This window comes from Rubrivirga marina, from assembly GCF_002283365.1.
GTDB lineage: Bacteria > Bacteroidota > Rhodothermia > Rhodothermales > Rubricoccaceae > Rubrivirga > Rubrivirga marina.
Map to the genome: position 1 here is coordinate 1,030,067 of NZ_MQWD01000001.1, position 22,924 is coordinate 1,052,990.

The following is a 22,924-nucleotide window of genomic DNA, read 5'->3' on the forward strand; positions in this document are numbered from 1 at the left end:
CCCGCCGGTTACGCCCGCCTCGGCGACCCGGCGGGCCCGGCTCGCCCCGAGAACCGCCCGAGGCGGTCGCGGTCAGCCCACCGGCGTGACGGCCGCCCGGTCCTCCTCGCCCGTCCGGATCCGCACGACGCGCTCGATGGGGAGCACGAACACCTTCCCGTCGCCGACCTCGCCCGTCCGCGCGGCGCCGACGATGGCGTCGACGGTCCGCTCGACGAACGGGTCGGAGACGGCGACCTCGAGCTGGACCTTGTCGTGGAGCTCCATCTTGACCGTCGTCCCGCGGTAGGTCTCGACGGTGTCGAGCTCCCCACCGTGGCCCTGCACGCGGTTGACGGTGACGCCGCGGACGTCGGCCTGGAAGAGGGCCTGGAGCGTGGCGGAGAGGCGCTCGGGACGGATGACGGCGAGGACCAGCTTCATCTCAGACGGTGGCAGGGGTGGGAGCGGCGACGGCGGCCCGGACGTCGGCCGGCGCCTCGGCGTCGAGGACGAGCACGGCGCCCTCGCCGCGGGCGTAGGCCTCCTCGCCGTGGTCGCCCACGTCGAGGCCCGCGCCCTCGTACGCGTCGCTCGAGCGGAGGGCCGTCACGAGCGAGATTCCCTTGAGGATGACGAACGAGAGCGCGCCGCTGTAGGCGGCCACGGCCACGATCGAGAGGAACTGCGGCCAGAGCTGGCCCGGGTTGCCGAAGAGGAGGCCGTCGGCCCCGCCACCCCAGGCCGTTGAGGCGAACACGCCCGTCAGGAGCGCCCCGACGGCGCCGCCGAGGCCGTGCGCCGCGACCACGTCGAGCGAGTCGTCGAGCCGCGTCCGCGTGCGGTAGTGGATGGCGAAGTAGGACGGGAACGCGCCGATGGCGCCGATCGCCATAGCCCCGAGCGGCGGGACGTGGCCGGCCGCCGGCGTCACGGCCACGAGCCCGACGACGATGGCCGTCGCGGCGCCTACGGCCGTGACCTTCCGCCCGTACCCGAGGTCGAGGAACGTCCAGACCGTGATCGTCGCGGCCGGCGCCAGGAACGTGTTGGCGAAGGCGAGCGCGGCCGAGGTGTTCGCCCCGAGTGCGCTTCCGGCGTTGAACCCGAACCACCCGAACCACAGGAGCCCGGCCCCGAGGAGGACGAACGGCACGTTGTGCGGCACGATGGCCTGCCGCCCGTAGTCCTTCCGCGGGCCCACCACGAGGGCCGCCACGAGGGCCGCGGCCGCCGCGTTCACGTGGACCACCGTCCCGCCCGCGAAGTCGAGCGCGTCGATCCCGAAGATCCAGCCGTCGGCCGACCACACCCAGTGGGCGACCGGCGCGTAGACCACGAGGCTCCAGATCGTGATGAAGGCGAGGTACGGCACGAACCGCATCCGCTCGACGACGGCCCCCGAGATGAGCGCGGCCGTGATTACGACGAACGTCCCCTGGTAGATCGCGAACAAGAGGTGCGGGATCTCGCCGGAGGCCTCGAGCCCGACGCCGTTCAAGAACGCGTACCCGAGCCCGCCCGTGAACGGACCGCCGCCCTCGCCGAATGCCAGCGAGTAGCCCAAGAGCGCCCATCCGACGGCCACGATTCCCATCGAGGCCACGCTCATCATCATCGTGTTGAGCATGTTCTTCGCCCGCACGAGCCCGCCGTAGAAGAAGGCGAGGGCCGGCGTCATGAGGAGGACGAGTGCGGCGGCGGCGAGCATCCAGGCCGTCGAGGCCGGGCTGATCTCGGCGTCCTGGGCCGACGCCGCCAGCGGCGCGAGCAACAGGGCCACGGGGAGGAAGCGACGGAGCACGGGGGCGATCGGCAGTGAGAGCGAGAAGATGCTGCCGAGATGAAGCGTCGGCAAGACCCTTCCCTCACTTTATGAGGCGAAACATCTTGTAACCGCTTCCAATTTCAGATCGACTATCAATTTGCCTGGACTGGGTCGGATGATGAGGAGGTGCTCCTCATCCCTTGCCAGTCGGGGCGCGGAGGACGAGCCGTGGGGCGACGTCGGCGTCGCGGTGCTCCAGGAGGACCGCGAGGAGCGCGTCGACGTAGGCGTTGTAGGGCGTCCGCCGGTGTGCCTGGAGTGTGCTGACGAGTCCGGGAGAGGCGACCCCTGTGACCCGGACCTGGGCCGCCTCGGGTGTGACCGCTGCGACGTCGAGGCGGAGGGTGCGGGTCGCGTCGACGAGGATCGCCAGCGTGGGTGACGTGCTCGGCGCTGGCTCGGGGATGGCGGGGTACGGGAGGTGCGCATGGCGGTAGCGCGGGTGTCCCGAGGAGGCACCCGACCGCCTCGCCCGTCGTCCTCGGTCCGTCGCTCCCGGCCCGCTCCGCCTCGGGCATCTCCATCTCGGGCATCGAGGCGGTCCGGGTGACCGGCGGCTGTCGCCGGGCAGGGCGTACCCTGGGGGGACAGCCGCACCGCCCATGTCCGACCTCAAGACCCAGCCCACCGGCGCCTCCGTCGACGCGTTCATCGATGGGCTCGACAGCGAGCGCCGCCGCGAGGAGTCCCGCCGCCTCGTGGAGATCCTCCGCGACGTGACCGGCGAGGAGCCCGAGATGTGGGGCGAGAAGATCGTCGGGTTCGGGCGGTACCACTATCGCTACGCCTCCGGGCATGAGGGGGACTGGATGCGGATCGGGTTCGCCCCGTCGAAGCGGCACCTCTCGCTCTACTGCATGGGCGGGGCCGCCGACGCGCACGCCGACATCCTGGGGCGCCTCGGCCCGCATCGGACGGGCTCGGGCTGCGTCTACGTCACCCGCCTCGACCGCGTCGACGAGGGCGTGCTGCGGGAGCTGTTCGAGGCCAACCTCGCCCGGCTAGCGGCGACCTACGACGACTGACCGGGCGCGGCGAGGACCGTCTCTGCCAGCGCCCGGACGCGGTCGCGGTCGGCAGCGAGCGCCCGGAGCGGGCCGTCGACGAGGAGCGCCGCCAACCCATGGGCGTGGCTCCAGGCCCCGAGCGCGACGACGGCCTGGCGGTCGGCCTCGGGCTCGAGGTCGCGGACGACGGCCACGAGACGCCGGAAGCCCACGACGTCCTCCGGCAGCCCATCCGTGTCGATCTCGCCGAACGGATCGCCCATCTCGGGCCGGAAGGCGAGGCGGAACCGCTCGGGGTGGTCGACCGCGAAGAGGACGTACGCCACGCCGATCGCGCAGAGCCTCTCATGCGGCTCACCACCGGCCGCTTCGGTCTCCCCGTCCGCCTCGGCGAGCGCGGCGTCGAGGTCGGCCAGGGCGTCCTCGGCGAGGGCGGTCACGAGCTCGGCCTTCCCGCGGAAGTGGTGGTACGGCGCCGTCGCGCTGACGCCGGCCCGCCGGGCGAGGTCGCGGAGCGAGAGCGCGCCGACGCCGTCGGCGTCGAGGACGGCGGCGGCCTCGTCGAGGAGCGCGCGGCGGAGGTCGCCGTGGTGGTAGGCATCGGACACGGGCTTCGGGGGGGCGGGTGAAACTTCGCGGTGCTCAGATGGTACAGAACTAAGCACCCGTCAGATTGCCGCCTTCGCGGCCCGGCCATGACCCGCCTCCAAACCGCCCTCCTCCTCGTCCTCCTCGCGTTGGCGTCGCTCGTCGTCGGGCGCGCCGCGTGGGACCTCGTCGCCGACCCACTGTGGGCGGCGCTCACCGTGCTGCCAGCCCTCGCCGCGTCGGCCGCCCGCTCCGTCCCCGAGTGGGTGGGGTGGGTCGCGTTCAGCTCGATCTGGTGGCTCCCGTGCGCGCTCGGGAAACGTCGCTGGGCCTGCGGGTCGCGCGCGTGCATCTCCCGTCCTTCCGCCGCCTGAGCCATGACGTCGTCTCCGAGCCGCGCCACCCTCTGGCTGACCGGCCTCCTGCTCCTCGCCGTCCCGACCATCCAGTACGGCGGCTATTTCCTCGTTACCGTCGTCAGCGGTTGGTCGGACCTCGCGCTGACGGACTTCCAGCGGGCCTTCTTCCGCGCCGGCCACGCGCACGCGGGCGTCCTCGTGATCCTCGCCCTCGTGGGCCTCGTGCTCGCCGACCACGCCGCGCTCCCGGCCGGTTGGCGGTGGACGGGACGGATCGCCCTGGTCCTCGCGCCGATCCTGGTGAGTGGGGGCTTCTTCGCGTCCGCGATCGGCGAGGGCGTGACCGAGCCGCCCGGCGGCATCGCGCTGCTCTGGATTGGCGTCGCCGCGCTCGCCCTCGCCATGCTGACGCTGGGCGTCGGCCTGCTCCGCGCGGCCCGCCGGGCGCCTGTCGGAGCCACGTGATCCCCACCCGACCCATGGCAGACTTCCAGACCACCTACGGCCCGTGGGCCGTCGTCACCGGCGCGTCGTCGGGGATCGGGCGCGCGTTCGCCGAGGCGCTCGCCACGCGCGGCCTGAACGTGGTCCTGACCGCCCGTCGGGAGGCCGCGCTCGCCACGCTGGCGGAGGCCCTCCGCCAGACCCACGGCGTCGAGGCGCGCGTCGTCCCGGCCGACCTCGGGACCGAGGCGGGCGTAGCCGCGGTCGAGGGAGGCAGCGCGGACCTCGACGTGGGGCTCCTCGTGGCGTCGGCCGGCTTCGGCACGTCGGGCGCGTTCCTCGAATCCGACCTCGGCGACGAGATCGCCATGCTCGACGTGAACGTCCGCGCCGTGGCCCGGCTGACGCACGGCGTCGGGCGTCGGCTGGTGGCGCGCGGGCGCGGCGGGATCGTCCTGCTCGGCTCGCTCGTCGGGTTCCAGGGGACGCCGTTCGCGGCCCACTACGCGGCGACGAAGGCGTACGTCCAGACGCTCGGCGAGGCGCTCCACGTCGAGCTCGCGCCGCGCGGCGTCGACGTGGTGGTCAGCGCGCCGGGGCCCGTCGACACCGGGTTCGCCGAGGTCGCCGACATGCAGATGGGGGCGGCCCTCACGCCCGACGCCGTCGTCGGGCCGACGCTGGCGGCGCTCGGGCGGCGCCAGACGGTCCGTCCCGGCCTCCTCACCAAGGTCCTGACGGCCGGGCTGTCGCCGCTGCCGCGGTGGGCGAGGGTCCGCGTGATGGGCCGCGTGATGGGCGGGATGACCGAGCACCAGCGCGCCTAGCGATGCCGTACCCCGACCGCACCGCCGCCCACACCGAGGGCGACGTCGTCGTGTTCCTGATCGGGACCCGCATCAACAAGCTCCACCGTCCCGACAAGTGGGTCCCGGTCGTCCGCGCGATGGGCCGGGCGATGGCCGAGCTCTCGGCGCACCCGGAGCTCGGCCTGCTCGGCTCGCGGTTCCGCCGCGCCGGCCGCTGCGTCGACGCCGTCCAGTACTGGCGCTCGTTCGATCACCTCCACGCCTACGCCCGGGCCCGCGACGCGGCCCACCTCCCGGCGTGGCAGGCCTACAACCGGGCCGCGCGCGGCAACGACGCCGTCGGCGTGTGGCACGAGACGTTCCTCGTGCGGGCCGGCGAGTACGAGGCCGTGTACCGCAACATGCCGACGTACGGGCTGGCGAAGGCCGCCGAGGCGGTCCCGGCCGTCGGGGCGTGGGAGGGCACGGCCGGCCGCCTCGGGCGCGGCGTCGAGCCCCTCGCCGGGTCCTAGGCGCCGGCTACCGCGACCCGATCTCGACCTCGACCGCCTGGCGCTCGCCGCCGCGGACGACGTCGAGCGTCCGCGTCTGCCCCGCCGCGTCGGCGAGAGCGGCGACGAGGTCGTGCGGCCCTTGGACCGGCTCGCCCCCGACGCCCACGATCACGTCGCCGACGAGGACGCCCGCGGCCTCAGCCGGGCCGTCTTCGGTCACGTCGAGGACGAGGAGGCCGGCGGCGCCGTCGCGCAGGCGGACCGGCTGCGTCGACACCCCGAGGAAGCCGTGCGGGACGTGGCCGTGCTCCTGGAGCGCCTCGGCGACCCGCCGGAGCGTGCCGACCGGGAGCGCCAGCGCCGCGCGCCGGCCGAACCACGACGTTCCAAGCCCGACCACGCGCCCGTGAGCGTCGGCGACGGCGCTCCCCGAGAACCCGGGGTAGACGCGGATGCCGGTGTGGACGAAGGCGTCGACGCGGCCGCCGGTGCCCGTCCGCCACGCGCCGCCGCGCTGCTCGACGACGCCGAGCGCCGTCTGCGCGCCCTCGTCGTGGCGGCCGATGGACAGGGCGAGGTGGCCGACGCGGACGGTGTCCGCCTCCGCCCACTCGGGTGGCGCCAACTCGGTGTCCGCCCGGAGGAGGGCGAGGTCGGTCGCCGGGTCGCGCCCGACGAGCTCGGCCTCGACGACGTCGCCGGAGGGGAGCCCGAGGCGGAGGTCCTCGTCGCGCTGGACGGTGTGGTCGGAGGCGATCACGAGCCCGTCGGCGCTCCAGGCCACGCCGGAGGCGTTCCCGCGGCGCCGGGCCTCGACGCGGACGACGGATGGGGCAACGGACTCGACCACGGCGGCGAGGCTGTCGGAAAGCTGGGCGAACGGGGAGTCGGGCATGGGAGGACGTGGAGTGGATCGGTCTCAGGATCGGCCGAGCGGCGGCGGCGGCGCCTCGGCCGAGCGGCCGCTCGGCGCTGGCGCTTCGGCCAGGCGCTAGAGCGCGACGAGGCCGAGGCGGGCGCCCGTCACGACGGCCTCGGTCCGGCTCTGGGCGCCCAGCTTGGCGAGGATTTGCGCGACGTGGTAGCGCGCCGTCCGCTCCGTGATGCCGAGGCGGTCGGCGACGAGCTTGTTGGGGAGGCCCTCGGCGAGGAGGGCGAGCACCTCGCGCTCGCGGTCGGTCAGGGGCTCGACGCCGTCGGGGACGGCGCCGGTCGGGGCGCCGAGGGCGTCTTCGAAGGCGGGGTCGACCACGAGGAGGCCCTGGGCGACGGCGCCGAGCGCGGCGAGGAGCGCGTCGCCGTCGGCATCGCGGGGGAGGAGGCCGCGGGCACCGGCGAGCCAGGCCGCGCGCGCCGCATCGCCGTCGGCGACGAGGGCGACCGTGGGGAGGTCGTCGTCCGGGGCGCCGGCCGCGTTCGCGAGGAGGACCACGTCGGCCTCGGCCGCGTCGGGGACGACGTCGGCCCCCGCCGCGACGAGGAGCGCCGGGAGCGCGGCCCGCACGAGCGGGTCGGCGGCGTCGACCCGGACGCGGAGCGGGTCGTGGGTGGACGGCGTGACCGACAGGATCATGCCGCGGCAACCCGCCGCCGCGCGCCGGGGTCCAGCCCCTGGCCGAAGCGCCAGCGCCGCTGGCCGCCCGGCCATGCCTGCGGCTCCGTCGAGGCGGACTGAGTCGGCGGAGCTCGGGCGGCGGTGACCTCCCCGGCCGGCCGTTCACGCATGGAGAGACGTCCCGCCCGTCTCGCCATGGCCTCCGCTCCGCCCCCCCACCCCTCCGCCATCGCCCTCATCGGGCTGGGCGCCGTCACCCTCTTGATCGGCGCCGCGGGCCTCTGGGCCGCCGCCAGCCTCGCCGTCAGCGGCGACGCCTCGACCGCGTGGGTCGAGGTAAAGGGCGAGGTCGTGGAGTCCGGCGTCGACACCCGGCGCTCGGTCCACGCGAGCGACCTCCGGGACCCGTACGGGCCTCCGACCTACGAGCACCGGCCGGTCGTGCGCTACACCTACGCCGTCGACGGGCGGACATACACGGCCGACCGCGTCCACTTCGGCGAGAAGAACGCGGCGGACGGCGACCGGGGGCGCGACCGCGCGCAGGCTGAGGCGGACCGCTACCCGACGGGCACGCCGGTCACAGTCTACGTCGACCCGGCGGACCCGACCGACGCCGTGCTCGAGCCCGGCCGCCAGTCGACGCCGTGGATGATCGGCGTCGGGGGGATCGCGTTCCTGGGCGGGATCGCGCTCGTCGGTCTGGGCATCCGTGCGCGGCGCGTAGGTCCGCCCTGAAGTCGCTCGGTCTGCCCCGGTCGGCGGCCGGGCCTAGCGCGCCGAGCGGCGCGGCGGTCGCCAGCCCGACGTCGCGCGACGCGACGGCTCGCTCTGCGGCAGCGGTCCGAAGGCTCCATCGCCGGAGGCGGACGGGGCCGCTCCCCCGCGGGCCGTCGGAGCGTCCGCCGCGGTCTCGGTCGCGAGCACGTCGCGGAGCTGCGTCAGGAGGCGGAGGAGCGCCTTCCGGTTGTCGATCGTCCGGTAGACGACGAGCGTCGCCTGCGCCGCGAGCGCGCGGCACTCGATGACGGCGAGGTTGCCGTAGGCCACCTCCGACATGGCCTTCGTGATCTTGGCGTGGTCGTCCTTGACCGACTGCCGGTAGTCGGCGTACTCGCGGGCCGTGTCGTCGTCGAGTTCCACGCCGTGGGCGTCGAAGAACGCGTCGACCTTGCCGACGACGTCGAGCGCCTCTTGGAGCAGGAGGCTGGCCGTGTGCGTCGAGGAGAGGGCGACCGCGCGATGCTTCTCCCGCTCGAGTCGCCGGTTCTCGGCGAACACCAACAGCGCGAACACGAAGCTCGCGACGGAGACGAGGAGGGCGATTGCCGCGGTGAGCACGGGCATCGGAGACCGCCCGAGGGCGTGTCGATTCAATCCCGTAGCGTACTCGGTGGCGAGTCCATGCGCAACCCCGAGATCTCCCCACTTCCTGCGTGGGGCCGCCGGCTGCTCAGCAGGCCGACGTCACGGCGACGCCGCCCACGCGCACGAGCCGGTCGGCGCGGACCTCGGCGCCGGTCCCGAGGCGGACCCAATCGGCCCCGCCGCGGGCGTACACGTCGGCGATGGTCGTGGACTCCTGGCGCTCGGCGTCACCGTCGCGCCAGACGACCTCGACCGTGTCGCCGCGGACGGCCCAGTGCTCCAGCCTGTCGTGGACGCCGCACGCGATGAGCGTGTAGCCGGCGGCGTTGCTCACGCCTCGCCGGTCGTCTGGCCGAGCACGTCGAGCGGGATGAGCTCGAGGTGGATGCCGCGGTCGCCGGGGTAGCTCGAGGTGTGGGCGACCTCGTTGGTCCAGATCTCGTCCGGAATCCCGCCCGGGAAGGCGTCGCAGTGCGGATCGGCCTCGGCCTGGCGGTCGAGGTGGGTGCAGGCGGTGCACTGGGGCTGTGGGGCGATCATGGTGGTGCGGGGTGGTTCGCTCGGTAAACCCGCTGTCGCCTCGAGAAGGTCCGCCTCGGGCTGACATTGGACGCGGTCCAGATCAAGCCGGCGCCGCGTGGGCCGTCGGGAACGGACCGTACCGGCGGGCACCCCGCACGGCCGTGGTGATCACAACGAGCGCGCCGACGCCGAGGCCGATCAGGAGCGTCGCCCGATCCGGGTGGGCCGCCGCGATGGCGCCGAAGGCCCACAAGACGACGAGCGCGGCGGCCGCGTCGCCCGTGCGCGCGAGCCACGCGCCGGCGATGGCCGCGACCGTGAGGACGAGCGCGATCGGCCAGAACGTCCCGGCGGGCGTCCAGCCGAGGTCGCGGAGCCAGACCGTGACGTTGAGCGGGGCCGCGACCGTGATCCACGCCAGGAAGAGCGCGGCGGGCACGCCGAGCGCCCACCGCTCGGCCCCGCGGAGCCCCATCCGGTCGAGGCGCACGTAGAGCCACACCAGCGACGCCAGGATCCCGACGATGACGAGCGCGGCGAGGCCGAACCGCTCGGCGAGCCACGGGATCTGCCAGAGCCCGTTGAGGAGGTTGGCCGCGACGAACGGCGCGCCGAGGCCGTCGTAGCGGGGCCCGCGCCGGGCCGGGAGCGCCTGCCACGCGGCGAACGCCAGCACGCCGACGAAGATGACGGACCAGATCGAGAACGCCCAGCCGGCCGGCGTGATCGGCGTCGGGTGGGCGTCGGAGACGGCGCCGGTCGGGGTGCCGAACAGGACGCCGGCCCCGGCGAGCGCGTTGAGGCCCACGTTCGCGAGGGCGGCGAGGACAACGGCGAGCTGACGGGCGGCTCCGTGCATGGCGGGCGGGGTGGGGGAGTCCTCTACTCCGGCCAGCGCGGGCGGCTCCGCCGGACCTGCCCGGCCGCGCGCCCGTTCGTCCCGGTCCCTGGCCTCCGTCGCTCCATGCTCCACCTTTCCGACCTCACCCCCGGTGACCAACACCAGCTCCGCGCGGACCTCCGGATCGCCCTCACGGGCGGGCTCTTCGCGGCGGCCGCGATGGCCGCCGTCGTGATCACCGTCGGGAGCGTCGGCGCGGGCGAGGCCCGGTCGCTGCTCGAGAGCTCGACGCCGACCGTCCGCTCGTTCTGCTCGACGGTCATGGTCGTCAGCGCGTCGACGCTCGCGCTCATGCTCACGCTGCTCGGCCTGACGACCGACACCGAGGAGGACATCAAGGGCAGCCACTTCGAGCGGATCCGCCAGATCGCGTTCGTCGACGCGGCCGTGTTCGCGGGCGCGACGCTGCTGCTGCTCGTGCTCATCGTCCCGATCAACGACGCCACGGAGATCCCGGCCAGGTGGTACGTCGGGATCTACTTCGCCTCGACGCTCATCGCGACGGTCCTCGGCGGGGCGGTCATCTCCGTCATCATCCTGCTCTACGCCGCCATCCGGGACCTCGTCAAGACGTTCGGCCCGGGCGAGGAGAGCCCGCTGCTGGAGGACGACAGCTCGGGGAGCGAGCGCGCCGAGGCGGAGGGGGCCGAGGGCTAGGCGAACGCCTCGGCCACGAGCGCCTCGGCGAGGTCGTAGGCGTCGGCCGCGGCCGTGAGCTTGCCGAAGGCGTCCTCGAGCGAGACGCCCCCGCCCGACGCCGTGATCTCCTCCGGCGAGCCGACCTGGAGGATCTGCCCGTCGCGGATGACCACGACGAGGTCGGCGACTTTCTCGACGGCGTCGAGGAGGTGCGACGAGTAGAACACGGTCCGCCCGCGGGCCGCGAGCGTGCGGAGGAGCGCCCGCGTCTGGAGCACGGCGTGGGCGTCGAGCCCGCCGAGCGGCTCGTCGAGCAGGAGCACCGGCGGGTCGTGGAGGAGCGCGGCCGAGAGGAGCACCTTCTGCTTCATCCCCTTCGAGAAGCCGACCATCGAGCGGTCGGCGCTGTCCGTGAGGCCCCAGAACTCGAGGTGGGCCGCGGAGCGGTCCCGGATCCGGGCCTCGTCCAGCCGGTGCATCCGGCCGATGAACGTGAGGTACTCGTTCGGGGTGAAGCTCTCGTAGACGTGGCCGTGCTCGGGGACGTACCCGAACCGCCGCTTGGCCTCGACGGGGTCCGCCACGACGTCGACCCCGCCAACCTCGACGCGCCCGGCGTTCGGCGGGAGGCCGCCCGTGAGCAGGCGCATCGTCGTCGTCTTGCCGGCCCCGTTCGGCCCGACGTAGCCGGCCACGACGCCGTCGCCGACCTCGAACGAGATCCCGTGGAGGATCTCCGTGCCGTCGATGGCGACGCGGACGTCGGTGACTCGGATCATGGGGGACTGGGGACTAGAGAGTCAGGGGACGGGGGGAGGGAGTGGCGAGCGCACAGTCCCCAGTCCCCACGTCGCCAGTCCCTAGCCGGGCGGCCACTGGAAGTCGCGCCCGCCGAGGAGGTGGACGTGGAGGTGGAACACGGTCTGCCCCGCTCCCTCGCCGTTGTTGACGACGAGGCGGTAGTCGCTCAGTCCCTCCGCCTCGGCGACCGTCCGGGCGACCGTGAACAGGTGCCCGATCACGGCCTCGTCCTCCGGCTCGATGGCGTCGGCCCGCGGGATCGGCTGGCGGGGGACGACGAGGACGTGCGTCGGCGCCTGCGGGTGGATGTCGCGGAACGCGATGGCGCGGTCGTCCTGATAGACGAGGTCGGCCGGGATCTCGCCGTCGGCGATCTTCTGGAAGAGCGTTTTGTCGGAGTCGGCCACGGGCGGGGTATCGGCGGGGCGAACCGCAAGCTAACCGGGCCGGCCACCGCGCACGCGCGGAGGCGCGTACGTGAAGAATGACGGGCAGGGCGCCACCGGGCCGTACCTCGCCGCCCGTGCTCTACGTTCGACGGCAATCTCGCCGCGTGTGGCATGCGCCCTGCACCGGTCCACCCTCTCACGCTCCGGTTCCACGACCGGACCACCGAGGTCGCCTTCCTGGCGGCTTACCGGGCGCGGTCGTGGCCGCTCGTCCGGGCTGCGCTGGTGCTCGGCCTCGTGCAGTACGCCGCGTTCGGGTGGCTCGACGAGTGGGTCGCGACGGCCGCCTTCGCGGAGGTGCGGATGGTGCGGGTCGTGGTCTGCGTCGTGGTGGCGGCGAGCATCGGCGTGACGTACCTGCCGCGGGTCCGCCGCTGGGTCCGGCCAGCGGCGACGGCGGCCCTGGCGGGAGGGCTCGGCGTGGTCGCGATGGAGTGGTTCGTCTTGGAGGCCGCCCAGACGGCGGGGGCGCTGTCGGCGGAACGGGACGCGCTCCTCCTCGACGGCTACTATTACAGCGGGATGATGCTCATCCTGATCTACGTGCACGTGCTGCTCCGCATGCGGTTCGTCGTGGCGTCGGCCATCGGGGGCGTCCTCGTCGTGCTGTTCCTCGCGGCCGCCGCGCCCTACACGCCGCCCCTCGCTCTCGCGAACGCCGCTCAGTTCCTGCTCTCGACCCAGTTCAGCGGGATGATCGCGTCGTACGCGCTGGAGCGGTACGCCCGGTTCGAGTTCGCGCACGCGCGCCGCCAGGCCGAGAGCCATGCCATTCTGGAGACGGCCCTCCGCGGGCTGACGGCGGCGCAGGACCGCCTCGTCCACGCCGAGAAGATGGCGTCGCTGGGACGCGTCACGGCCGGCGTCGCCCACGAGATCCAGAACCCGCTCAACTTCGTGACCAACTTCGCCACCCTGGCCGGCGACCGCGTGGCCGAGCTCCGCGCCCACCTCGGCGACCTCGACGCCGAGGCGGCCGAGGCCCTCGACGACATCGCGCTCGGCGTGGCGAAGGCGGCCGAGCACGGGGCGCGGGCCAGCGCTGTGATCCGGAGCATGCTCGACCACAGCCGCCGCGGGCCGGCGGCCGAGGCCGCCGTCGACCTCAACGCCCTCGTCCGCGAGCACGCCGCGATCGCGGAGCACACCGCGGCCGCCCGGGGGGGCGAGCCGCCGCCCGTCACGCTCGACCTCGACCCCGCCGTGGGGACCGTCGTCGTCGTCCCGTCCGACCTCGGGCGCGTGGTCCTCAACCTGATCGGGAACGCGTACTACGCGCTCGGGCAGCGGGGCGACCGGCCCGACGGTCCGCTCCTCACCGTCGCCACGCGACGCCGGGGCGACGCCGTCGAGATCGAGGTGGCCGACCGCGGCGTGGGAATGTCGGAGGAGGCGGCCGCCCGCGCGTTCGAGCCGTTCTACACCACCAAGCCGACGGGGGCCGGCACCGGCCTCGGGCTCTCGCTCGCCTACGACATCGTGACGGGGGGGCACGGGGGGCAGATCGCGCTGGAGTCGGTCGAGGGGGAGGGGACGACGGTCCTGCTGACGATCCCGGCGCCGCCCGTCGCGGAGACGCCGGAGGCGGAGCCCGCCGTCGCGCTGGAGCCGGCGTAGCGCTCCGCCCGACTCGCCCCGCCTCGGCGCCGAGGCGGATGGAGCCGGCGATCAGCCGACGCGCGCGAAGCCGAGCGACCGCGGGGCCGTCTTGGCGAAGTGCGCCCGCGTGCCGGCGTGCGCTGCGTCGGCCAGCCCAGGGTCCTCGTCTGCCAGCGCGAAGGCCGCCTCGCGCGCCTCGGACAGGATCTCGGCGTCCTTGACGAGGTCGCCGATCTTGAGGTCCGGCAGGCCCGACTGGCGGGTCCCGAAAAAGTCGCCGGCGCCGCGCAAGTTGAGGTCGATCTCCGAGATCTCGAATCCGTCGGTCGTGTCGGCCATGGCCTGGAGACGCTCCTCGGCGTCGGCCGTGCGTTTGTACGCGGCCATCAGGAAGCAGTAGCTCTGGTCGGCGCCGCGCCCGACGCGCCCGCGGAGCTGGTGGAGCTGAGACAGGCCGAACCGCTCGGCGTGCTCGATGACCATGACCGTCGCGTTCGGCACGTCGACGCCGACCTCGATGACGGTTGTCGCCACCAGCACGTCGGTCTCGCCGGACTTGAACCGGTCCATCGCCTCGTCCTTCTCGTACGAGAACATCCGGCCGTGGACGAGGTCGACGCGGTACGGGCGGAGCGCCTCCATCAACTCGGCCGCGCCGTTCTCGGCGTCCTTCACGTCCGCCAGCGTCTCGGACTCCGACTCCTCCACGAGCGGATACACGACGTAGGCCTGGCGGCCTTCGCGGAGCTGGCGCTTGACGAAGTCGAGCATCTCGTCGCGCCGTTTTTCGGAGTAGACGCGCGTGTCGATCGGCTTCCGCCCGGCCGGGAGCTCGTCGATGGCGCTCACGTCGAGGTCGCCGTAGACGGTCATCGCGAGCGAGCGCGGGATGGGCGTCGCCGTCATCATGAGGACGTGCGGGCGCTGGCCCTTCTTGAACATCTTCGCCCGCTGGACGACGCCGAACCGGTGCTGCTCGTCGACGACCGCCAGGCCGAGGTTCTGGAACGCCACTTTGTCCTCGATGACGGCGTGCGTCCCGACGACGACGTGGGCCGTCCCGTCGGCGATCTCGGCCAGGATCTCGTCGCGGAGCGTTTTTCGTTGGCCGCCGATGAGGAGATGGGCCTTCAACCCGAGCGGCTCCAAAAACCGGCGGATGTTGGCGTAGTGCTGCTCCGTCAGGATCTCCGTCGGCGCCATGAAGGCCGCTTGGTAGCCCGCGTCGACGGCCATCAGCATCGCCGCCACGCCGACGACGGTTTTTCCGGAGCCCACGTCGCCCTGGACGAGGCGGTTCATCTGGCGGCCCGAGGCGGTGTCGGCCGCGATCGTGTCGAGCACGCGCTGCTGCGCGCCCGTCAGCTCGAACGGCAGGACGTCGTCGAGGAACTGCCGGCCGTACGCGCCGAGGCCGTCGAGCGTGATGCCGGGCTGGCGCTCCTGCTTCCCCTTCGTGAGGGCGAGCAGGAGCTGGAGGAAGAAGAACTCCTCGAACTTGAGCCGGCGGACGGCCCGCCCGCGCTCGGCGACGTCCTTCGGAAAGTGGACGGCCCGGAGCGCGACGTTCCCCTCCATCAGCCCGTACCGCTCGCGCACCGAGGCGGGGAGGACCTCGGGGATGGCGAGGCCGTGCTCCTTGAACATCCGGTAGATCAGCTTCCGGAGCGTCCGGCTGTTGAGCCCCACTTTCTCAAGGGCCGCGCCGCCCGGATACAACGGCACGATCCGGCCCGTCGTCAGCGCCGCGCTCGCGTCGTCGAGCTTGTCGGACTCGGGGTGGGCCATCGAGAACTGGGACCCGTACTGCTCGGCCTTCCCGTGGAAGGCGTAGAGGTCGCCGCGGTTGTAGAGCCGCTGGATCCAGTTGGCGCCGCGGAACCAGACGCACTTGAGCGTCCCGCCCGAGTCGTCGGTGACGCGGAGCTCGAACCGGCTCCGCCCGCCGCGGCCGGGGATCATCCCCTTCGACGTCACGGTCCCGACGACGGTGTACGGGCCGGCCTCGCGGATCTCGCGGATGGGCGTGACCGTGCTCCGGTCGAGGTAGCGCCGCGGGTAGTAGCGCAGGAGGTCGCCGTAGGTCTTGACGCCGGCCTTCCGCAGCGGCTCCGCGCGCCGCTCGCCCACGCCGGGGAACTGCTCGATGTCGGTGTCGAGGACGGCGGGGTCGGTCGGGTTCGTCGTGGTCGTCTCGGCGGCCATGCCGGAAGCTAGGCCCGCCGCGGTGACGACTGGGGCGTCACGGCCCCGCCCGCCTAGGTCGCTCCACCGAGGCGGGCGGGCTCACGGTCCGTCGACGCGCAGGAGCGTCCCGCAACCCCACACGCCATTCTGAGTCTCCCCCGCCTCACCCCACCCCTCCCTATGCTCCGCCCGTTCGCCCTCCTCGCGCTGGCCGCGCTCGCCGCCAGCGGTTGCGTCACCACCGCTTCGGTCCCCGATCAGAGCGCCCTCGTCGGGCGCTGGGACATGGAGTCGATCGTCGACGACGGCACCGACGTGTCGGCCGAGGCGAACCCGGCCGGCGACCGCTACATCGACCTCCGCGCCGACGGGACGTTCGTGAGCGGGGGCCAGCCGTACGGCCGCAACACGGGACGCTGGGTCTACAACCCGCGGACGCGCCGGCTCGGCCTCGACAGCGACCTCGGCCCCGACGACGACAGCGTGTGGAGCGTGACGATCCGCGGCGACGTGATGAGATGGAGGGGGGAGGGCTCGGACTACGCCCGCCGGTTCACGATCACCTCTCGGCGGGCCGACTGACAGGCCGGAATCGGACGGCGGAGAGGACAGTCTTCACTTGATCGTAAATAAAGTAATGCATAAATTCAAATGAGCCTTAAAAATTACGGCTCGCGACCGACTCCCCCACCGGCCGACCCATGGTGACCCTCGCACCGCCCGCCCTCTCCGCCCCGCACTCCGTCGCCGACGAGGCCTGCGCGCTCGCCGAGCGCGTCCTCTCGTACCTCGATGCCGAGCGCCGGCTCGTCCAGAACCACATGGTCCGCGACGCCGTCGACGACGGCTACCTCGCCTACGCCGACCGCGAGTTCGCGGCGTTCCGAGCGCAGATCGAGGGCGAAGTCCGCGAGCTCCGTGCGCGTGCGATGGGGTAGGGTGACGCCGGAGGTCACGGCCGGCGTGATCCTTGCCGGGAGCGACTGACGCAGGGAGGGGACACAGGCTCTCCTCCGATGTCCTCCCGCCACCTCCTCGTCCTGCTCGCCGTGCTGGCCGTCGTGACCGGCTGCGGCTCCGTCGATGGCGCCCGTGCGCTGTTGGCCGGCCCTGAGCCGGCGCCTGCGGTCCTGCCGGACTCGCTCGACGCGACACTGGCCGTCCTCGCCTTCTCCAACGACACGGGCGACCCGCGCTACGACCCGCTCGGCCGCGGCCTTGCCTCAATGATGACGAGCGACCTCGCGGCCGTCTCCACGATCCGCCTCGTCGAGCGCGACCGGATCCAGGCCCTCGTCGACGAGCTCGACTTCCAACAGACCGCGTACGTCGACCCTGAGACGGCGCTTCAGGTGGGCCTGTTCGTGGGGGCCGACCACGTGGTGGTGGGCTCGCTGACGGCCGTCCGCCCCGAGATCCGGCTCGACACGCGCGTCGTCCGCGTCGAGACGTCGGAGATCGTCCAGACGGCGAGTGTGACCGGACGGGAGGACGCGCTCTTCGAGCTCCAGCAGGCCCTCGCGGCGTCGCTCATCGACGGGATCGACGTGGTGATGTCGGACGAGGCGCGGGCGGCGCTCGCGGCGCAGCAGGAGGCCAACCGCCTCGACGACGTGGAGACGGCGCTCGCGTTCTCGCAGGCGCTCTCGCTCTACGACCGGGGCGAGTTCACGCTCGCGGCGACGCAGCTCTTCGAGGTCCAGCAGCGCGCGCCGTCGTCGCAGCTCGTGTCGGTCGCGCTCGGGCTGGCGCGGGAGGCAGGGCAGCGGGCGCTCACCCGCGAGGCCGGCCGCCAGGTCCGCGGGCGGCTCGACGGCTGGCTCCGCGGCCGCCTCGACCGGAGCGCCGAGGCGGACACGACCGGCGGGCGGTAGCGCGGCCTCGGCGTCGAGGCGGAGCTACTCGCTCGCGGCGACGCCCTCGGCCCAACGGCGCGGATCGAACAGGACCGGGTCGAGGTCCGGGTCGGCGACCATGTCGGAGTAGGTCTCCCAGAACACGAGGCGGTCGTCCTGGAAGACGGCGACGTAGGGCGCGATCCAGCCGCCGCCGAGCCGCTGGTAGTTCTCGAACCGGACGTCCTGGAGGCCGCCGCTCTGCGCCGGCTCCACGAGGCGGACGAACAGGAGCCGGTCCTGCTCCACCCAGACCTCGCCGCTCTCGGGCGCGCCGAGGACGTACATCGGCCGGTTCTCCCACACGTCGGTGCGGAACGCGCCGAGGTCGAGGCCCTCGGCCTCGAGGATGCGGAGCGTCTCGGCCGGGTCCTGGCGGTACACGTCGAAGCCCCACAGCAGGAGCGGGTTCCGGTCGGCGCGGGCCGCGGTGAGCTGGCCGTCGCGGTAGATGTAGGTCGTGTCGCCGACGAAGAGGGCGTCGGTGCCCGTCATCGGGTCGTCCATCTCGATGCGGAGGCGGCCCGGGACGGCGGCCCACTCGCGCCACGTCTCGACCGAGACGGAGCCGTCGGGGAGGCGGCGGTTCGTCTGTTGCGTGAACGAGAGCGTCTCGTACCACGTCTCGGCGTAGCGGTCGTGCATGGCCGCCACGAGTGTGGCGGCGTCGTAGACCGGGTCGGCGCGCATGGGGCCGGCGAAGACGGGGCCCATCCGGGGCGGGCCGGCCGTCGTGTCGGGCGCGGCGTCGGCGTCCTCGGCGGACGGCGGGGCGGAGGCGCAGCCGGAGACGACGAGGGCGAAGAGGAGGGCGAGGCGCATCAGGGGGCGGGCTCGCCGGAGCGGGCCCAGAAGATGAAGTCGAGGGCGCGGGGCGTGGCGCCGGCCGCGCGGAGGGCGGCGTTGGCCTGTCCGCGGTGGTGGGCGGCGTGGAGCAAGACGTGGTCGAACACGTCCCGCACCGCGCTCTCGAACGGCTCGCCGCGCGAGTTCTGATACACGGCCGGGCCGTCGAGGTCGAGCGGGCCGGCGAGGAAGGCCTGCCAGTCGTCTGTCGTCTCCTGGAGGAGAGCGCGGCAGCCGTCGACGTCGAGCGCCGGCCAGATCTCGAGGCCGTCGGTCGGGGCGCCCGCCAGGCGGTGGTGCCAGACGCGGTCGGCGGCGAGCGCGTGGGCAAACGGACGGAGCGCGTCGGGCGCGGGGTGGTCCGCAATCACCCCGAGGAGGGTGGACCCGGCCCACACGTGGTGACGGAAGCGACGGCGGACGGCGTCGGGCGCGGTCATCGCAGATCGTTTGAGGGGGCGAATGGTAACGCGTGGGTTCCGCCTCGCCCCGCCGATGGGCCGAATTGGACCTGCGCGAGCCGCCGACGGGACGGAATCGGCCGGTTGGCACGTGACTTGACGAAGGACGTGTCAAGCTCACCCCCACTGGCCATGTCCCAGGTTCTCACCGCCCGCCCCTCGATCTTCACCGCGCTCCTCGCCGGCTACGTCGCCGGCGACGTCAGCGACGACGCGATGGCCCGCTTCGACGACCTCTTCGAGGACGCGTCGGCCTCGGCGCAGGAGCGGCTCGCGTTCGCGCGGTTCTACCTCGACGTGCTCGCGGCCGGCGACGACGCGGAGGCCCTCCCAGACCCCTCCGAGGTCGGCGGCATCCTGTCCGCGGTCCGGGCGTAGGCGGCGGGCACCGCGCCCGCCCCATGTCCGCCTGCCCCGACCACCTCCCGTCGACGCCCGACGGCCGCTACTTCGTCCACGGTGGGCGCCTCTGGCGGTGTTCGAACCCGGATCTCTCGGACGACGAGCGCCAGCGGCTCACGGGCGAGCTGATGGACGCCCGCCGTGCCGTCGGCGCCGCCAAGCGATCCGGCGACAGCGAGGCCGAGCGCGCGGCCCGGGCGCGCGTCCATGAGGCCAAGGTGGCCCTCGGCGAGCGCGGCCCCACGTGGTGGGACTCCGACGAGGACTACAACCGGCACGCCCCTAAGAACACGCCCTACGCCGACTGGTGGGCCAGCCTCGGCGATGCCGAGCGCGAGGCGGGGGAGTAAGGACGGCAGAGCGGAGTTCGTGCCACCGTTCCTCTTGCCCTCCTGAGCGAACGCGACCCCGCTGGGGCTGCCGGCACGTCACCGGTGTGCCGACGCGGGAGAGGCGAGGCCCCTCGTCGCATCGCTTCTCGGGATGACACGAACAGGACGAGTCGCTCGGACCCGTCCAATTCGGCGCATCCTCCAAACACAGGCCGCCCCGCTGGCGAGGTGCGGGCGCCAGCGGGGCGGACAAAAAAGAGGGCCGCCCAGTGCCGAGGATTCGGGCGGCCCCTTTGCGCCCCATCCACGGGGCGCGACTACGTGCGGCGATCAGTTAGCCATCGCCGGCTCGTTCACGCGCGTCCTGAGGTAGGTGTCGCGGTGACCGTAGAAGTCGTACACACCCTCGGAGAACTCGCGGTTCGCAGTCTCGGGCCAGTTGTTCTTGTCGAACCCGGGCGCGTCCTCAAGGCGGTCCTTGGTCACGTCGACGACGAACCGCTCGTTGTTGCGGTCGATCTCGAAGGCCTGGAGCGGCACGGCGAACAGCTTGTCGCCGATCCCGAGGAACCCGCCGAAGTCGAGCACGACGTACTCGACGCGGCCGCTGTCGGGGTGGAGCATGATGTCCTCGATGGACCCCAGCTCGTCGCCCTGACGGTTCACGACGGTGGTGTTGCGGATGGTGGAAGTGGAGAGGAGGGTATTCATAATCAGAGTAGGATTCGAAAGAGATAGACTCGGCGGGGCGCTCCCGGCGGGCAATGGGTGGTATAGAACGGAGCGTGTCGTGTTTTCAACTGCGGATGAAAGCCCGGGGCCGCGGCGTTGGGACACCGTTGTCCACATGCTTATCGTGGGCTCGCAACTGGCCGATGCTAGATGGCCCCGCCCCATCGTGTTATGCGCGTCTCGCTCTCGACCGCGACGGTCCTCCTCGCCGCCCTCACCCTCTCTGCCTGCGCCACCACCGGCGGATCGCCGAACGGCTGGGGGGCGCCCCGTAGCGGAAACCGTACGCCCGTCGCCGAACGCCCGGCGCCGCGCCCCGAGCGTCCGCCCCTGGCTGAGCGCCCCGACCGCCGTCCCGAGGCGGACCGGCGGCCGAGCACGGCGTCCGGCCTCGTGATCCCCGTCGTCGGGGTCGAGGGCCACGACCTCCGCGACTCGTTCACCGCCGGCCGCTCTGGCGGGCGGACCCACAACGCCATCGACATCGCCGCGCCGACGGGCACGCCGGTCGTCGCCATCACCGACGGGACCGTCTCGCGGAAGCACTGGAACGCCCTCGGCGGCCGAACGCTCTACCTCACCTCCGCCGACGGCCGCTACGACTTCTACTACGCTCACCTCGACAGCTACGTCGACGGCATCGAGATCGGGAGCCGCGTCCGGCGCGGGCAGGTGCTCGGGGCGGTCGGGTCGACGGGCAACGCGCAGGGGCCGCACCTCCACTTCCAAGTCCTCGACAAGCGCGGCGGTGGGCGCGGCACGCCCGTCAACCCGTTTGACCTCCTGCGGACCGCGGAACTGGCCATCGCCGACTAGGTCCGGCGTGCACCCGAGGCGGTCCGCCTCGGCGAACTCCGTGGCGGACCCGAGCGCGGGCGGTGGGGTAGACTGACGCCCCTCTCCGCCCGACCCTATGTCCGTCGACCCGCTGGCCGGCCAGCCCGTCCCCCCGAGCCGCCTCCCCAACGTCCCGCGCATCGTCGCGGCCTACTACACGCTCGCGCCCGACCCCGAGGACCCCGGCCAGCGCGTGAGCTTCGGGACGTCCGGCCACCGCGGGCGCTCCGTCGACGGCGCGTTCAACGAGGCGCACGTGCTCGCCGTCAGCCAGGCGCTCGTGGAGCACCGCGCCGAGGCGGGCATCACCGGGCCGCTCATCGTCGGGTTCGACACGCACGCGTTGTCGGAGGCGGCCTTCGGGACGGCGCTCGAGGTCTTCGCGGCCAACGGCGTCGAGACGATCATCCAGCAGGGCCGCGGCTACACGCCGACGCCGTCTGTCTCGCACGCCATCCTCGCCTACAACCGGGACCGGAGCGACGGGCTGGCGGACGGCGTCGTCATCACGCCGAGCCACAACCCGCCCGAGGACGGCGGCTTCAAGTACAACCCGCCGACGGGCGGCCCCGCTGGGGGCGACGTCACGGGGCCGGTTCAGAAACGGGCCAACGCGATCCTCGAAGGGGACCTGAAGGACGTCAAGCGGACGACGCTCGCTCGCGCCCTCGCCGCCGACACGACGCACGAGCGGGACCTCGTCGGGCCCTACGTCGACGACCTCGGGGCGGTCCTCGACCTCGACGCGGTCCGTGAGGCCGGCGTCCGGATCGGCGTCGACCCGCTGGGCGGGGCCGGGATCGGCTACTGGGCACCCATCGCCGAGCGCTACGGGCTCAGTCTCGAGGTCGTCAACGAGCGCGTCGACGCGGCCTTCGGGTTCATGCGCCTCGACCGCGACGGGAAGATCCGGATGGACTGCTCGTCGCCCTACGCGATGGCCGGCCTCGTCGAGCTGAAGGACCGGTTCGACGTGGCCGTCGGCAACGACCCCGACGCCGACCGGCACGGGATCGTGACGCCGAGCGCCGGGCTGATGAACCCGAACCACTACCTCGCCGTCGCCGTCGAGTACCTGTTCCAGAACCGCCCGGACTGGCCCGCCGAGGCGGCGGTCGGAAAAACGCTCGTGTCGTCGTCGATGATCGACCGCGTCGCGAAGTCGGTCGGCCGGCGGCTGGCCGAGGTGCCGGTCGGGTTCAAGTGGTTCGTCGACGGTCTCCTCTCGGGCGACTACGGCTTCGGAGGCGAGGAGAGCGCCGGCGCCTCGTTCCTCCGCAAGGACGGGAGCACGTGGACGACCGACAAGGACGGCATCCTCCTCGCGCTGCTGGCGGCCGAGATCACCGCCGTCACCGGCGACGACCCGGGCGTGCGCTACCGCGCGCTCGAGGAGCGGTTCGGGAGTCCCGTCTACGCCCGCATCGACGCGCCGGCGAGCCGCGAGCAGAAGGCGATCCTGAACGACCTCTCGCCCGACGCCGTCACCGCCGACACGCTCGCGGGCGATGCCGTGACGGCGACGATGACGCGGGCGCCGGGCAACGATGCGCCGATTGGGGGGCTGAAGGTCCAGACCGAGGCCGGCTGGTTCGCCGCGCGGCCGTCGGGCACCGAGGACATCTACAAGATCTACGCCGAGAGCTTTCGCGGCGAGGACCACCTCGCGAAGCTCCAGGCCGAGGCCCAGGAGATCGTCTCCGACGCGTTCAGGAGCGCCGGTGTGGGAGGCTAGGGACGCAACGGAACCTCTGTGCCTCTCGCTCCTATCGTCCTGAGCGAGCGGAGCGAGTCGAAGGATCTCCGACGTGCGCCACGCTCGGGCGGTCTCCTGTGCGTCGTGCCCGCCAGAGATCCTTCGGCTCCGGCCGTTGCGCGGCCTTCGTTCAG

30 protein-coding genes are annotated in these 22,924 nt (G+C 73.1%); 15 read left to right on the forward strand and 15 right to left on the reverse strand.

The features are described from left to right. Nucleotides 1-72: 72 nt before the first annotated feature. Together BSZ37_RS04115 and BSZ37_RS04120 are read right to left on the reverse strand one after the other, a co-directional pair. Complete coding sequence (locus BSZ37_RS04115) at nucleotides 73-423, reverse strand: P-II family nitrogen regulator (RefSeq protein WP_095509322.1); 351 nt, start codon at nucleotides 421-423, stop codon at nucleotides 73-75. A gap of 1 nt (nucleotide 424) precedes the next feature. Beyond that, on the reverse strand, nucleotides 425-1,690 hold the full coding sequence (locus tag BSZ37_RS04120; protein WP_095512309.1) for an ammonium transporter: 1,266 nt from the start codon (nucleotides 1,688-1,690) through the stop codon (nucleotides 425-427). A 719-nt stretch (nucleotides 1,691-2,409) separates the two neighbouring features. Here BSZ37_RS04120 and BSZ37_RS04130 point away from each other — a divergent pair. Beyond that, on the forward strand, nucleotides 2,410-2,832 hold the full coding sequence (locus BSZ37_RS04130) for a DUF1801 domain-containing protein (protein WP_095509324.1): 423 nt from the start codon (nucleotides 2,410-2,412) through the stop codon (nucleotides 2,830-2,832). Here the strand turns inward: BSZ37_RS04130 and BSZ37_RS04135 are convergent. Continuing rightward, a complete protein-coding gene (locus BSZ37_RS04135; protein ID WP_179299464.1) occupies nucleotides 2,820-3,422 on the reverse strand; it encodes a TetR/AcrR family transcriptional regulator in 603 nt (200 codons plus the stop codon). The two genes, BSZ37_RS04130 and BSZ37_RS04135, sit on opposite strands and share 13 nt — an antisense overlap. Before the next feature lie 87 nt (nucleotides 3,423-3,509). On the opposite strand from BSZ37_RS04135, the gene BSZ37_RS04140 reads away from it, so the two are divergent. Genes BSZ37_RS04140 through BSZ37_RS04155 form a run of 4 tightly spaced genes read left to right on the forward strand, consistent with a single transcriptional unit; the run spans nucleotide 3,510 to nucleotide 5,526 of the window. After that, the gene (locus BSZ37_RS04140) at nucleotides 3,510-3,776 is read left to right on the forward strand and encodes a hypothetical protein (protein WP_095509326.1); all 267 of its coding nucleotides are present in this window, start codon (nucleotides 3,510-3,512) and stop codon (nucleotides 3,774-3,776) included. Between the two features lie 3 nt (nucleotides 3,777-3,779). Continuing rightward, the gene (locus BSZ37_RS04145) at nucleotides 3,780-4,226 is read left to right on the forward strand and encodes a hypothetical protein (protein ID WP_095509327.1); all 447 of its coding nucleotides are present in this window, start codon (nucleotides 3,780-3,782) and stop codon (nucleotides 4,224-4,226) included. A 14-nt stretch (nucleotides 4,227-4,240) separates the two neighbouring features. Then, nucleotides 4,241-5,032 (forward strand): SDR family NAD(P)-dependent oxidoreductase, encoded by a 792-nt coding sequence (locus BSZ37_RS04150; protein ID WP_095509328.1) that lies wholly within the window; start codon nucleotides 4,241-4,243, stop codon nucleotides 5,030-5,032. A 2-nt stretch (nucleotides 5,033-5,034) separates the two neighbouring features. After that, a complete protein-coding gene (locus BSZ37_RS04155; protein ID WP_095509329.1) occupies nucleotides 5,035-5,526 on the forward strand; it encodes a DUF4188 domain-containing protein in 492 nt (163 codons plus the stop codon). A gap of 7 nt (nucleotides 5,527-5,533) precedes the next feature. Here the strand turns inward: BSZ37_RS04155 and BSZ37_RS04160 are convergent, their stop codons facing one another. Further along, nucleotides 5,534-6,403 (reverse strand): S1C family serine protease, encoded by an 870-nt coding sequence (locus BSZ37_RS04160; RefSeq protein WP_095509330.1) that lies wholly within the window; start codon nucleotides 6,401-6,403, stop codon nucleotides 5,534-5,536. Between the two features lie 96 nt (nucleotides 6,404-6,499). After that, complete coding sequence (locus BSZ37_RS04165) at nucleotides 6,500-7,081, reverse strand: helix-turn-helix transcriptional regulator (RefSeq protein ID WP_095509331.1); 582 nt, start codon at nucleotides 7,079-7,081, stop codon at nucleotides 6,500-6,502. A 177-nt stretch (nucleotides 7,082-7,258) separates the two neighbouring features. Here BSZ37_RS04165 and BSZ37_RS04170 point away from each other — a divergent pair, with 177 nt between their 5' ends. Beyond that, the gene (locus BSZ37_RS04170) at nucleotides 7,259-7,801 is read left to right on the forward strand and encodes a DUF3592 domain-containing protein (protein ID WP_179299465.1); all 543 of its coding nucleotides are present in this window, start codon (nucleotides 7,259-7,261) and stop codon (nucleotides 7,799-7,801) included. Nucleotides 7,802-7,834: 33 nt separating this feature from the next. Here BSZ37_RS04170 and BSZ37_RS04175 read toward each other — a convergent pair whose 3' ends face one another. The 4 genes from BSZ37_RS04175 to BSZ37_RS04190 form a co-directional block, all read right to left on the reverse strand. Further along, entirely contained in the window at nucleotides 7,835-8,410 is a 576-nt protein-coding gene (locus BSZ37_RS04175; protein ID WP_095509333.1) for a hypothetical protein, read from the reverse strand. Nucleotides 8,411-8,516: 106 nt separating this feature from the next. Next, nucleotides 8,517-8,765, reverse strand: a complete 249-nt coding sequence (locus BSZ37_RS04180) for a hypothetical protein (RefSeq protein ID WP_095509334.1) — start codon at nucleotides 8,763-8,765, stop codon at nucleotides 8,517-8,519. Next, nucleotides 8,762-8,971, reverse strand: coding sequence for a hypothetical protein (locus tag BSZ37_RS04185; RefSeq protein ID WP_095509335.1), 210 nt, complete (start codon nucleotides 8,969-8,971; stop codon nucleotides 8,762-8,764). Before BSZ37_RS04185 ends, BSZ37_RS04180 begins: the two co-directional genes overlap by 4 nt. Before the next feature lie 82 nt (nucleotides 8,972-9,053). After that, the gene (locus tag BSZ37_RS04190; RefSeq protein ID WP_095509336.1) at nucleotides 9,054-9,812 is read right to left on the reverse strand and encodes a tryptophan-rich sensory protein; all 759 of its coding nucleotides are present in this window, start codon (nucleotides 9,810-9,812) and stop codon (nucleotides 9,054-9,056) included. A gap of 105 nt (nucleotides 9,813-9,917) precedes the next feature. On the opposite strand from BSZ37_RS04190, the gene BSZ37_RS04195 reads away from it, so the two are divergent. Continuing rightward, nucleotides 9,918-10,511 (forward strand): hypothetical protein, encoded by a 594-nt coding sequence (locus BSZ37_RS04195; protein WP_095509337.1) that lies wholly within the window; start codon nucleotides 9,918-9,920, stop codon nucleotides 10,509-10,511. Here the strand turns inward: BSZ37_RS04195 and BSZ37_RS04200 are convergent. Together BSZ37_RS04200 and BSZ37_RS04205 are read right to left on the reverse strand one after the other, a co-directional pair. Further along, nucleotides 10,508-11,272 carry an ABC transporter ATP-binding protein gene (locus BSZ37_RS04200; RefSeq protein ID WP_095509338.1) on the reverse strand — a complete coding sequence of 255 codons (765 nt, stop codon included), beginning with the start codon at nucleotides 11,270-11,272 and terminating at the stop codon, nucleotides 10,508-10,510. The genes BSZ37_RS04195 and BSZ37_RS04200 overlap by 4 nt on opposite strands. Nucleotides 11,273-11,353: 81 nt before the next feature. Beyond that, nucleotides 11,354-11,701: a histidine triad nucleotide-binding protein gene (locus BSZ37_RS04205; RefSeq protein ID WP_095509339.1), complete on the reverse strand. Its 348-nt coding sequence runs from the start codon at nucleotides 11,699-11,701 to the stop codon at nucleotides 11,354-11,356. Between the two features lie 153 nt (nucleotides 11,702-11,854). On the opposite strand from BSZ37_RS04205, the gene BSZ37_RS04210 reads away from it, so the two are divergent. Further along, entirely contained in the window at nucleotides 11,855-13,360 is a 1,506-nt protein-coding gene (locus BSZ37_RS04210; protein WP_095509340.1) for a sensor histidine kinase, read from the forward strand. 51 nt (nucleotides 13,361-13,411) lie between these two features. Here the strand turns inward: BSZ37_RS04210 and recG are convergent, their stop codons facing one another. Beyond that, nucleotides 13,412-15,547: an ATP-dependent DNA helicase RecG gene (recG, locus tag BSZ37_RS04215; RefSeq protein WP_095509341.1), complete on the reverse strand. Its 2,136-nt coding sequence runs from the start codon at nucleotides 15,545-15,547 to the stop codon at nucleotides 13,412-13,414. 162 nt (nucleotides 15,548-15,709) lie between these two features. Here recG and BSZ37_RS04220 point away from each other — a divergent pair, with 162 nt between their 5' ends. The 3 genes from BSZ37_RS04220 (at nucleotide 15,710) to BSZ37_RS04230 (ending at nucleotide 17,403) form a co-directional block, all read left to right on the forward strand. Then, on the forward strand, nucleotides 15,710-16,111 hold the full coding sequence (locus BSZ37_RS04220) for a hypothetical protein (RefSeq protein WP_095509342.1): 402 nt from the start codon (nucleotides 15,710-15,712) through the stop codon (nucleotides 16,109-16,111). A gap of 119 nt (nucleotides 16,112-16,230) precedes the next feature. Then, the gene (locus BSZ37_RS04225) at nucleotides 16,231-16,467 is read left to right on the forward strand and encodes a hypothetical protein (RefSeq protein WP_095509343.1); all 237 of its coding nucleotides are present in this window, start codon (nucleotides 16,231-16,233) and stop codon (nucleotides 16,465-16,467) included. A 78-nt stretch (nucleotides 16,468-16,545) separates the two neighbouring features. Further along, nucleotides 16,546-17,403: a CsgG/HfaB family protein gene (locus tag BSZ37_RS04230; RefSeq protein WP_095509344.1), complete on the forward strand. Its 858-nt coding sequence runs from the start codon at nucleotides 16,546-16,548 to the stop codon at nucleotides 17,401-17,403. A 24-nt stretch (nucleotides 17,404-17,427) separates the two neighbouring features. On the opposite strand, the gene BSZ37_RS04235 is transcribed toward BSZ37_RS04230, so the two are convergent. Then, on the reverse strand, nucleotides 17,428-18,246 hold the full coding sequence (locus BSZ37_RS04235) for a hypothetical protein (RefSeq protein ID WP_095509345.1): 819 nt from the start codon (nucleotides 18,244-18,246) through the stop codon (nucleotides 17,428-17,430). Beyond that, entirely contained in the window at nucleotides 18,246-18,710 is a 465-nt protein-coding gene (locus BSZ37_RS04240; RefSeq protein WP_095509346.1) for a DinB family protein, read from the reverse strand. The genes BSZ37_RS04235 and BSZ37_RS04240 overlap by 1 nt, the downstream gene beginning before the upstream one ends. Before the next feature lie 153 nt (nucleotides 18,711-18,863). Between BSZ37_RS04240 and BSZ37_RS04245 the strand changes: the two genes are divergently transcribed. Together BSZ37_RS04245 and BSZ37_RS04250 are read left to right on the forward strand one after the other, a co-directional pair. Continuing rightward, nucleotides 18,864-19,109 (forward strand): hypothetical protein, encoded by a 246-nt coding sequence (locus tag BSZ37_RS04245; protein ID WP_095509347.1) that lies wholly within the window; start codon nucleotides 18,864-18,866, stop codon nucleotides 19,107-19,109. A gap of 23 nt (nucleotides 19,110-19,132) precedes the next feature. Continuing rightward, a complete protein-coding gene (locus BSZ37_RS04250) occupies nucleotides 19,133-19,483 on the forward strand; it encodes a hypothetical protein (protein WP_095509348.1) in 351 nt (116 codons plus the stop codon). Between the two features lie 312 nt (nucleotides 19,484-19,795). Here BSZ37_RS04250 and BSZ37_RS04255 read toward each other — a convergent pair whose 3' ends face one another. Further along, nucleotides 19,796-20,176 (reverse strand): PRC-barrel domain-containing protein, encoded by a 381-nt coding sequence (locus BSZ37_RS04255; RefSeq protein ID WP_095509349.1) that lies wholly within the window; start codon nucleotides 20,174-20,176, stop codon nucleotides 19,796-19,798. A 192-nt stretch (nucleotides 20,177-20,368) separates the two neighbouring features. On the opposite strand from BSZ37_RS04255, the gene BSZ37_RS04260 reads away from it, so the two are divergent. Both BSZ37_RS04260 and pgm read left to right on the forward strand, forming a co-directional pair. Beyond that, the gene (locus BSZ37_RS04260; RefSeq protein ID WP_179299466.1) at nucleotides 20,369-21,013 is read left to right on the forward strand and encodes a M23 family metallopeptidase; all 645 of its coding nucleotides are present in this window, start codon (nucleotides 20,369-20,371) and stop codon (nucleotides 21,011-21,013) included. A 97-nt stretch (nucleotides 21,014-21,110) separates the two neighbouring features. After that, nucleotides 21,111-22,769, forward strand: coding sequence for a phosphoglucomutase (alpha-D-glucose-1,6-bisphosphate-dependent) (gene pgm / locus BSZ37_RS04265; protein ID WP_095509351.1), 1,659 nt, complete (start codon nucleotides 21,111-21,113; stop codon nucleotides 22,767-22,769). Nucleotides 22,770-22,924 lie beyond the last annotated feature (155 nt).

Coding starts and splice junctions, on each gene's coding strand:
- BSZ37_RS04150 (WP_095509328.1), top strand. CDS start 4,241: ATGGCAGACTTCCAGACCACCTACGGCCCGTGGGCCGTCGTCACCGGC.
- BSZ37_RS04185 (WP_095509335.1), bottom strand. CDS start 8,971: ATGATCGCCCCACAGCCCCAGTGCACCGCCTGCACCCACCTCGACCGC.
- BSZ37_RS04225 (WP_095509343.1), top strand. CDS start 16,231: ATGGTGACCCTCGCACCGCCCGCCCTCTCCGCCCCGCACTCCGTCGCC.
- recG (WP_095509341.1), bottom strand. CDS start 15,547: ATGGCCGCCGAGACGACCACGACGAACCCGACCGACCCCGCCGTCCTC.
- BSZ37_RS04260 (WP_179299466.1), top strand. CDS start 20,369: ATGCGCGTCTCGCTCTCGACCGCGACGGTCCTCCTCGCCGCCCTCACC.
- BSZ37_RS04190 (WP_095509336.1), bottom strand. CDS start 9,812: ATGCACGGAGCCGCCCGTCAGCTCGCCGTTGTCCTCGCCGCCCTCGCG.
- BSZ37_RS04160 (WP_095509330.1), bottom strand. CDS start 6,403: ATGCCCGACTCCCCGTTCGCCCAGCTTTCCGACAGCCTCGCCGCCGTG.
- BSZ37_RS04255 (WP_095509349.1), bottom strand. CDS start 20,176: ATGAATACCCTCCTCTCCACTTCCACCATCCGCAACACCACCGTCGTG.
- BSZ37_RS04250 (WP_095509348.1), top strand. CDS start 19,133: ATGTCCGCCTGCCCCGACCACCTCCCGTCGACGCCCGACGGCCGCTAC.
- BSZ37_RS04155 (WP_095509329.1), top strand. CDS start 5,035: ATGCCGTACCCCGACCGCACCGCCGCCCACACCGAGGGCGACGTCGTC.
- BSZ37_RS04235 (WP_095509345.1), bottom strand. CDS start 18,246: ATGCGCCTCGCCCTCCTCTTCGCCCTCGTCGTCTCCGGCTGCGCCTCC.
- BSZ37_RS04220 (WP_095509342.1), top strand. CDS start 15,710: ATGCTCCGCCCGTTCGCCCTCCTCGCGCTGGCCGCGCTCGCCGCCAGC.
- BSZ37_RS04195 (WP_095509337.1), top strand. CDS start 9,918: ATGCTCCACCTTTCCGACCTCACCCCCGGTGACCAACACCAGCTCCGC.
- BSZ37_RS04230 (WP_095509344.1), top strand. CDS start 16,546: ATGTCCTCCCGCCACCTCCTCGTCCTGCTCGCCGTGCTGGCCGTCGTG.
- BSZ37_RS04210 (WP_095509340.1), top strand. CDS start 11,855: ATGCGCCCTGCACCGGTCCACCCTCTCACGCTCCGGTTCCACGACCGG.
- BSZ37_RS04140 (WP_095509326.1), top strand. CDS start 3,510: ATGACCCGCCTCCAAACCGCCCTCCTCCTCGTCCTCCTCGCGTTGGCG.
- BSZ37_RS04115 (WP_095509322.1), bottom strand. CDS start 423: ATGAAGCTGGTCCTCGCCGTCATCCGTCCCGAGCGCCTCTCCGCCACG.
- BSZ37_RS04175 (WP_095509333.1), bottom strand. CDS start 8,410: ATGCCCGTGCTCACCGCGGCAATCGCCCTCCTCGTCTCCGTCGCGAGC.
- BSZ37_RS04170 (WP_179299465.1), top strand. CDS start 7,259: ATGGCCTCCGCTCCGCCCCCCCACCCCTCCGCCATCGCCCTCATCGGG.
- BSZ37_RS04245 (WP_095509347.1), top strand. CDS start 18,864: ATGTCCCAGGTTCTCACCGCCCGCCCCTCGATCTTCACCGCGCTCCTC.
- BSZ37_RS04120 (WP_095512309.1), bottom strand. CDS start 1,690: ATGCTCGCCGCCGCCGCACTCGTCCTCCTCATGACGCCGGCCCTCGCC.
- BSZ37_RS04200 (WP_095509338.1), bottom strand. CDS start 11,272: ATGATCCGAGTCACCGACGTCCGCGTCGCCATCGACGGCACGGAGATC.
- BSZ37_RS04130 (WP_095509324.1), top strand. CDS start 2,410: ATGTCCGACCTCAAGACCCAGCCCACCGGCGCCTCCGTCGACGCGTTC.
- BSZ37_RS04240 (WP_095509346.1), bottom strand. CDS start 18,710: ATGACCGCGCCCGACGCCGTCCGCCGTCGCTTCCGTCACCACGTGTGG.
- BSZ37_RS04145 (WP_095509327.1), top strand. CDS start 3,780: ATGACGTCGTCTCCGAGCCGCGCCACCCTCTGGCTGACCGGCCTCCTG.
- pgm (WP_095509351.1), top strand. CDS start 21,111: ATGTCCGTCGACCCGCTGGCCGGCCAGCCCGTCCCCCCGAGCCGCCTC.
- BSZ37_RS04165 (WP_095509331.1), bottom strand. CDS start 7,081: ATGATCCTGTCGGTCACGCCGTCCACCCACGACCCGCTCCGCGTCCGG.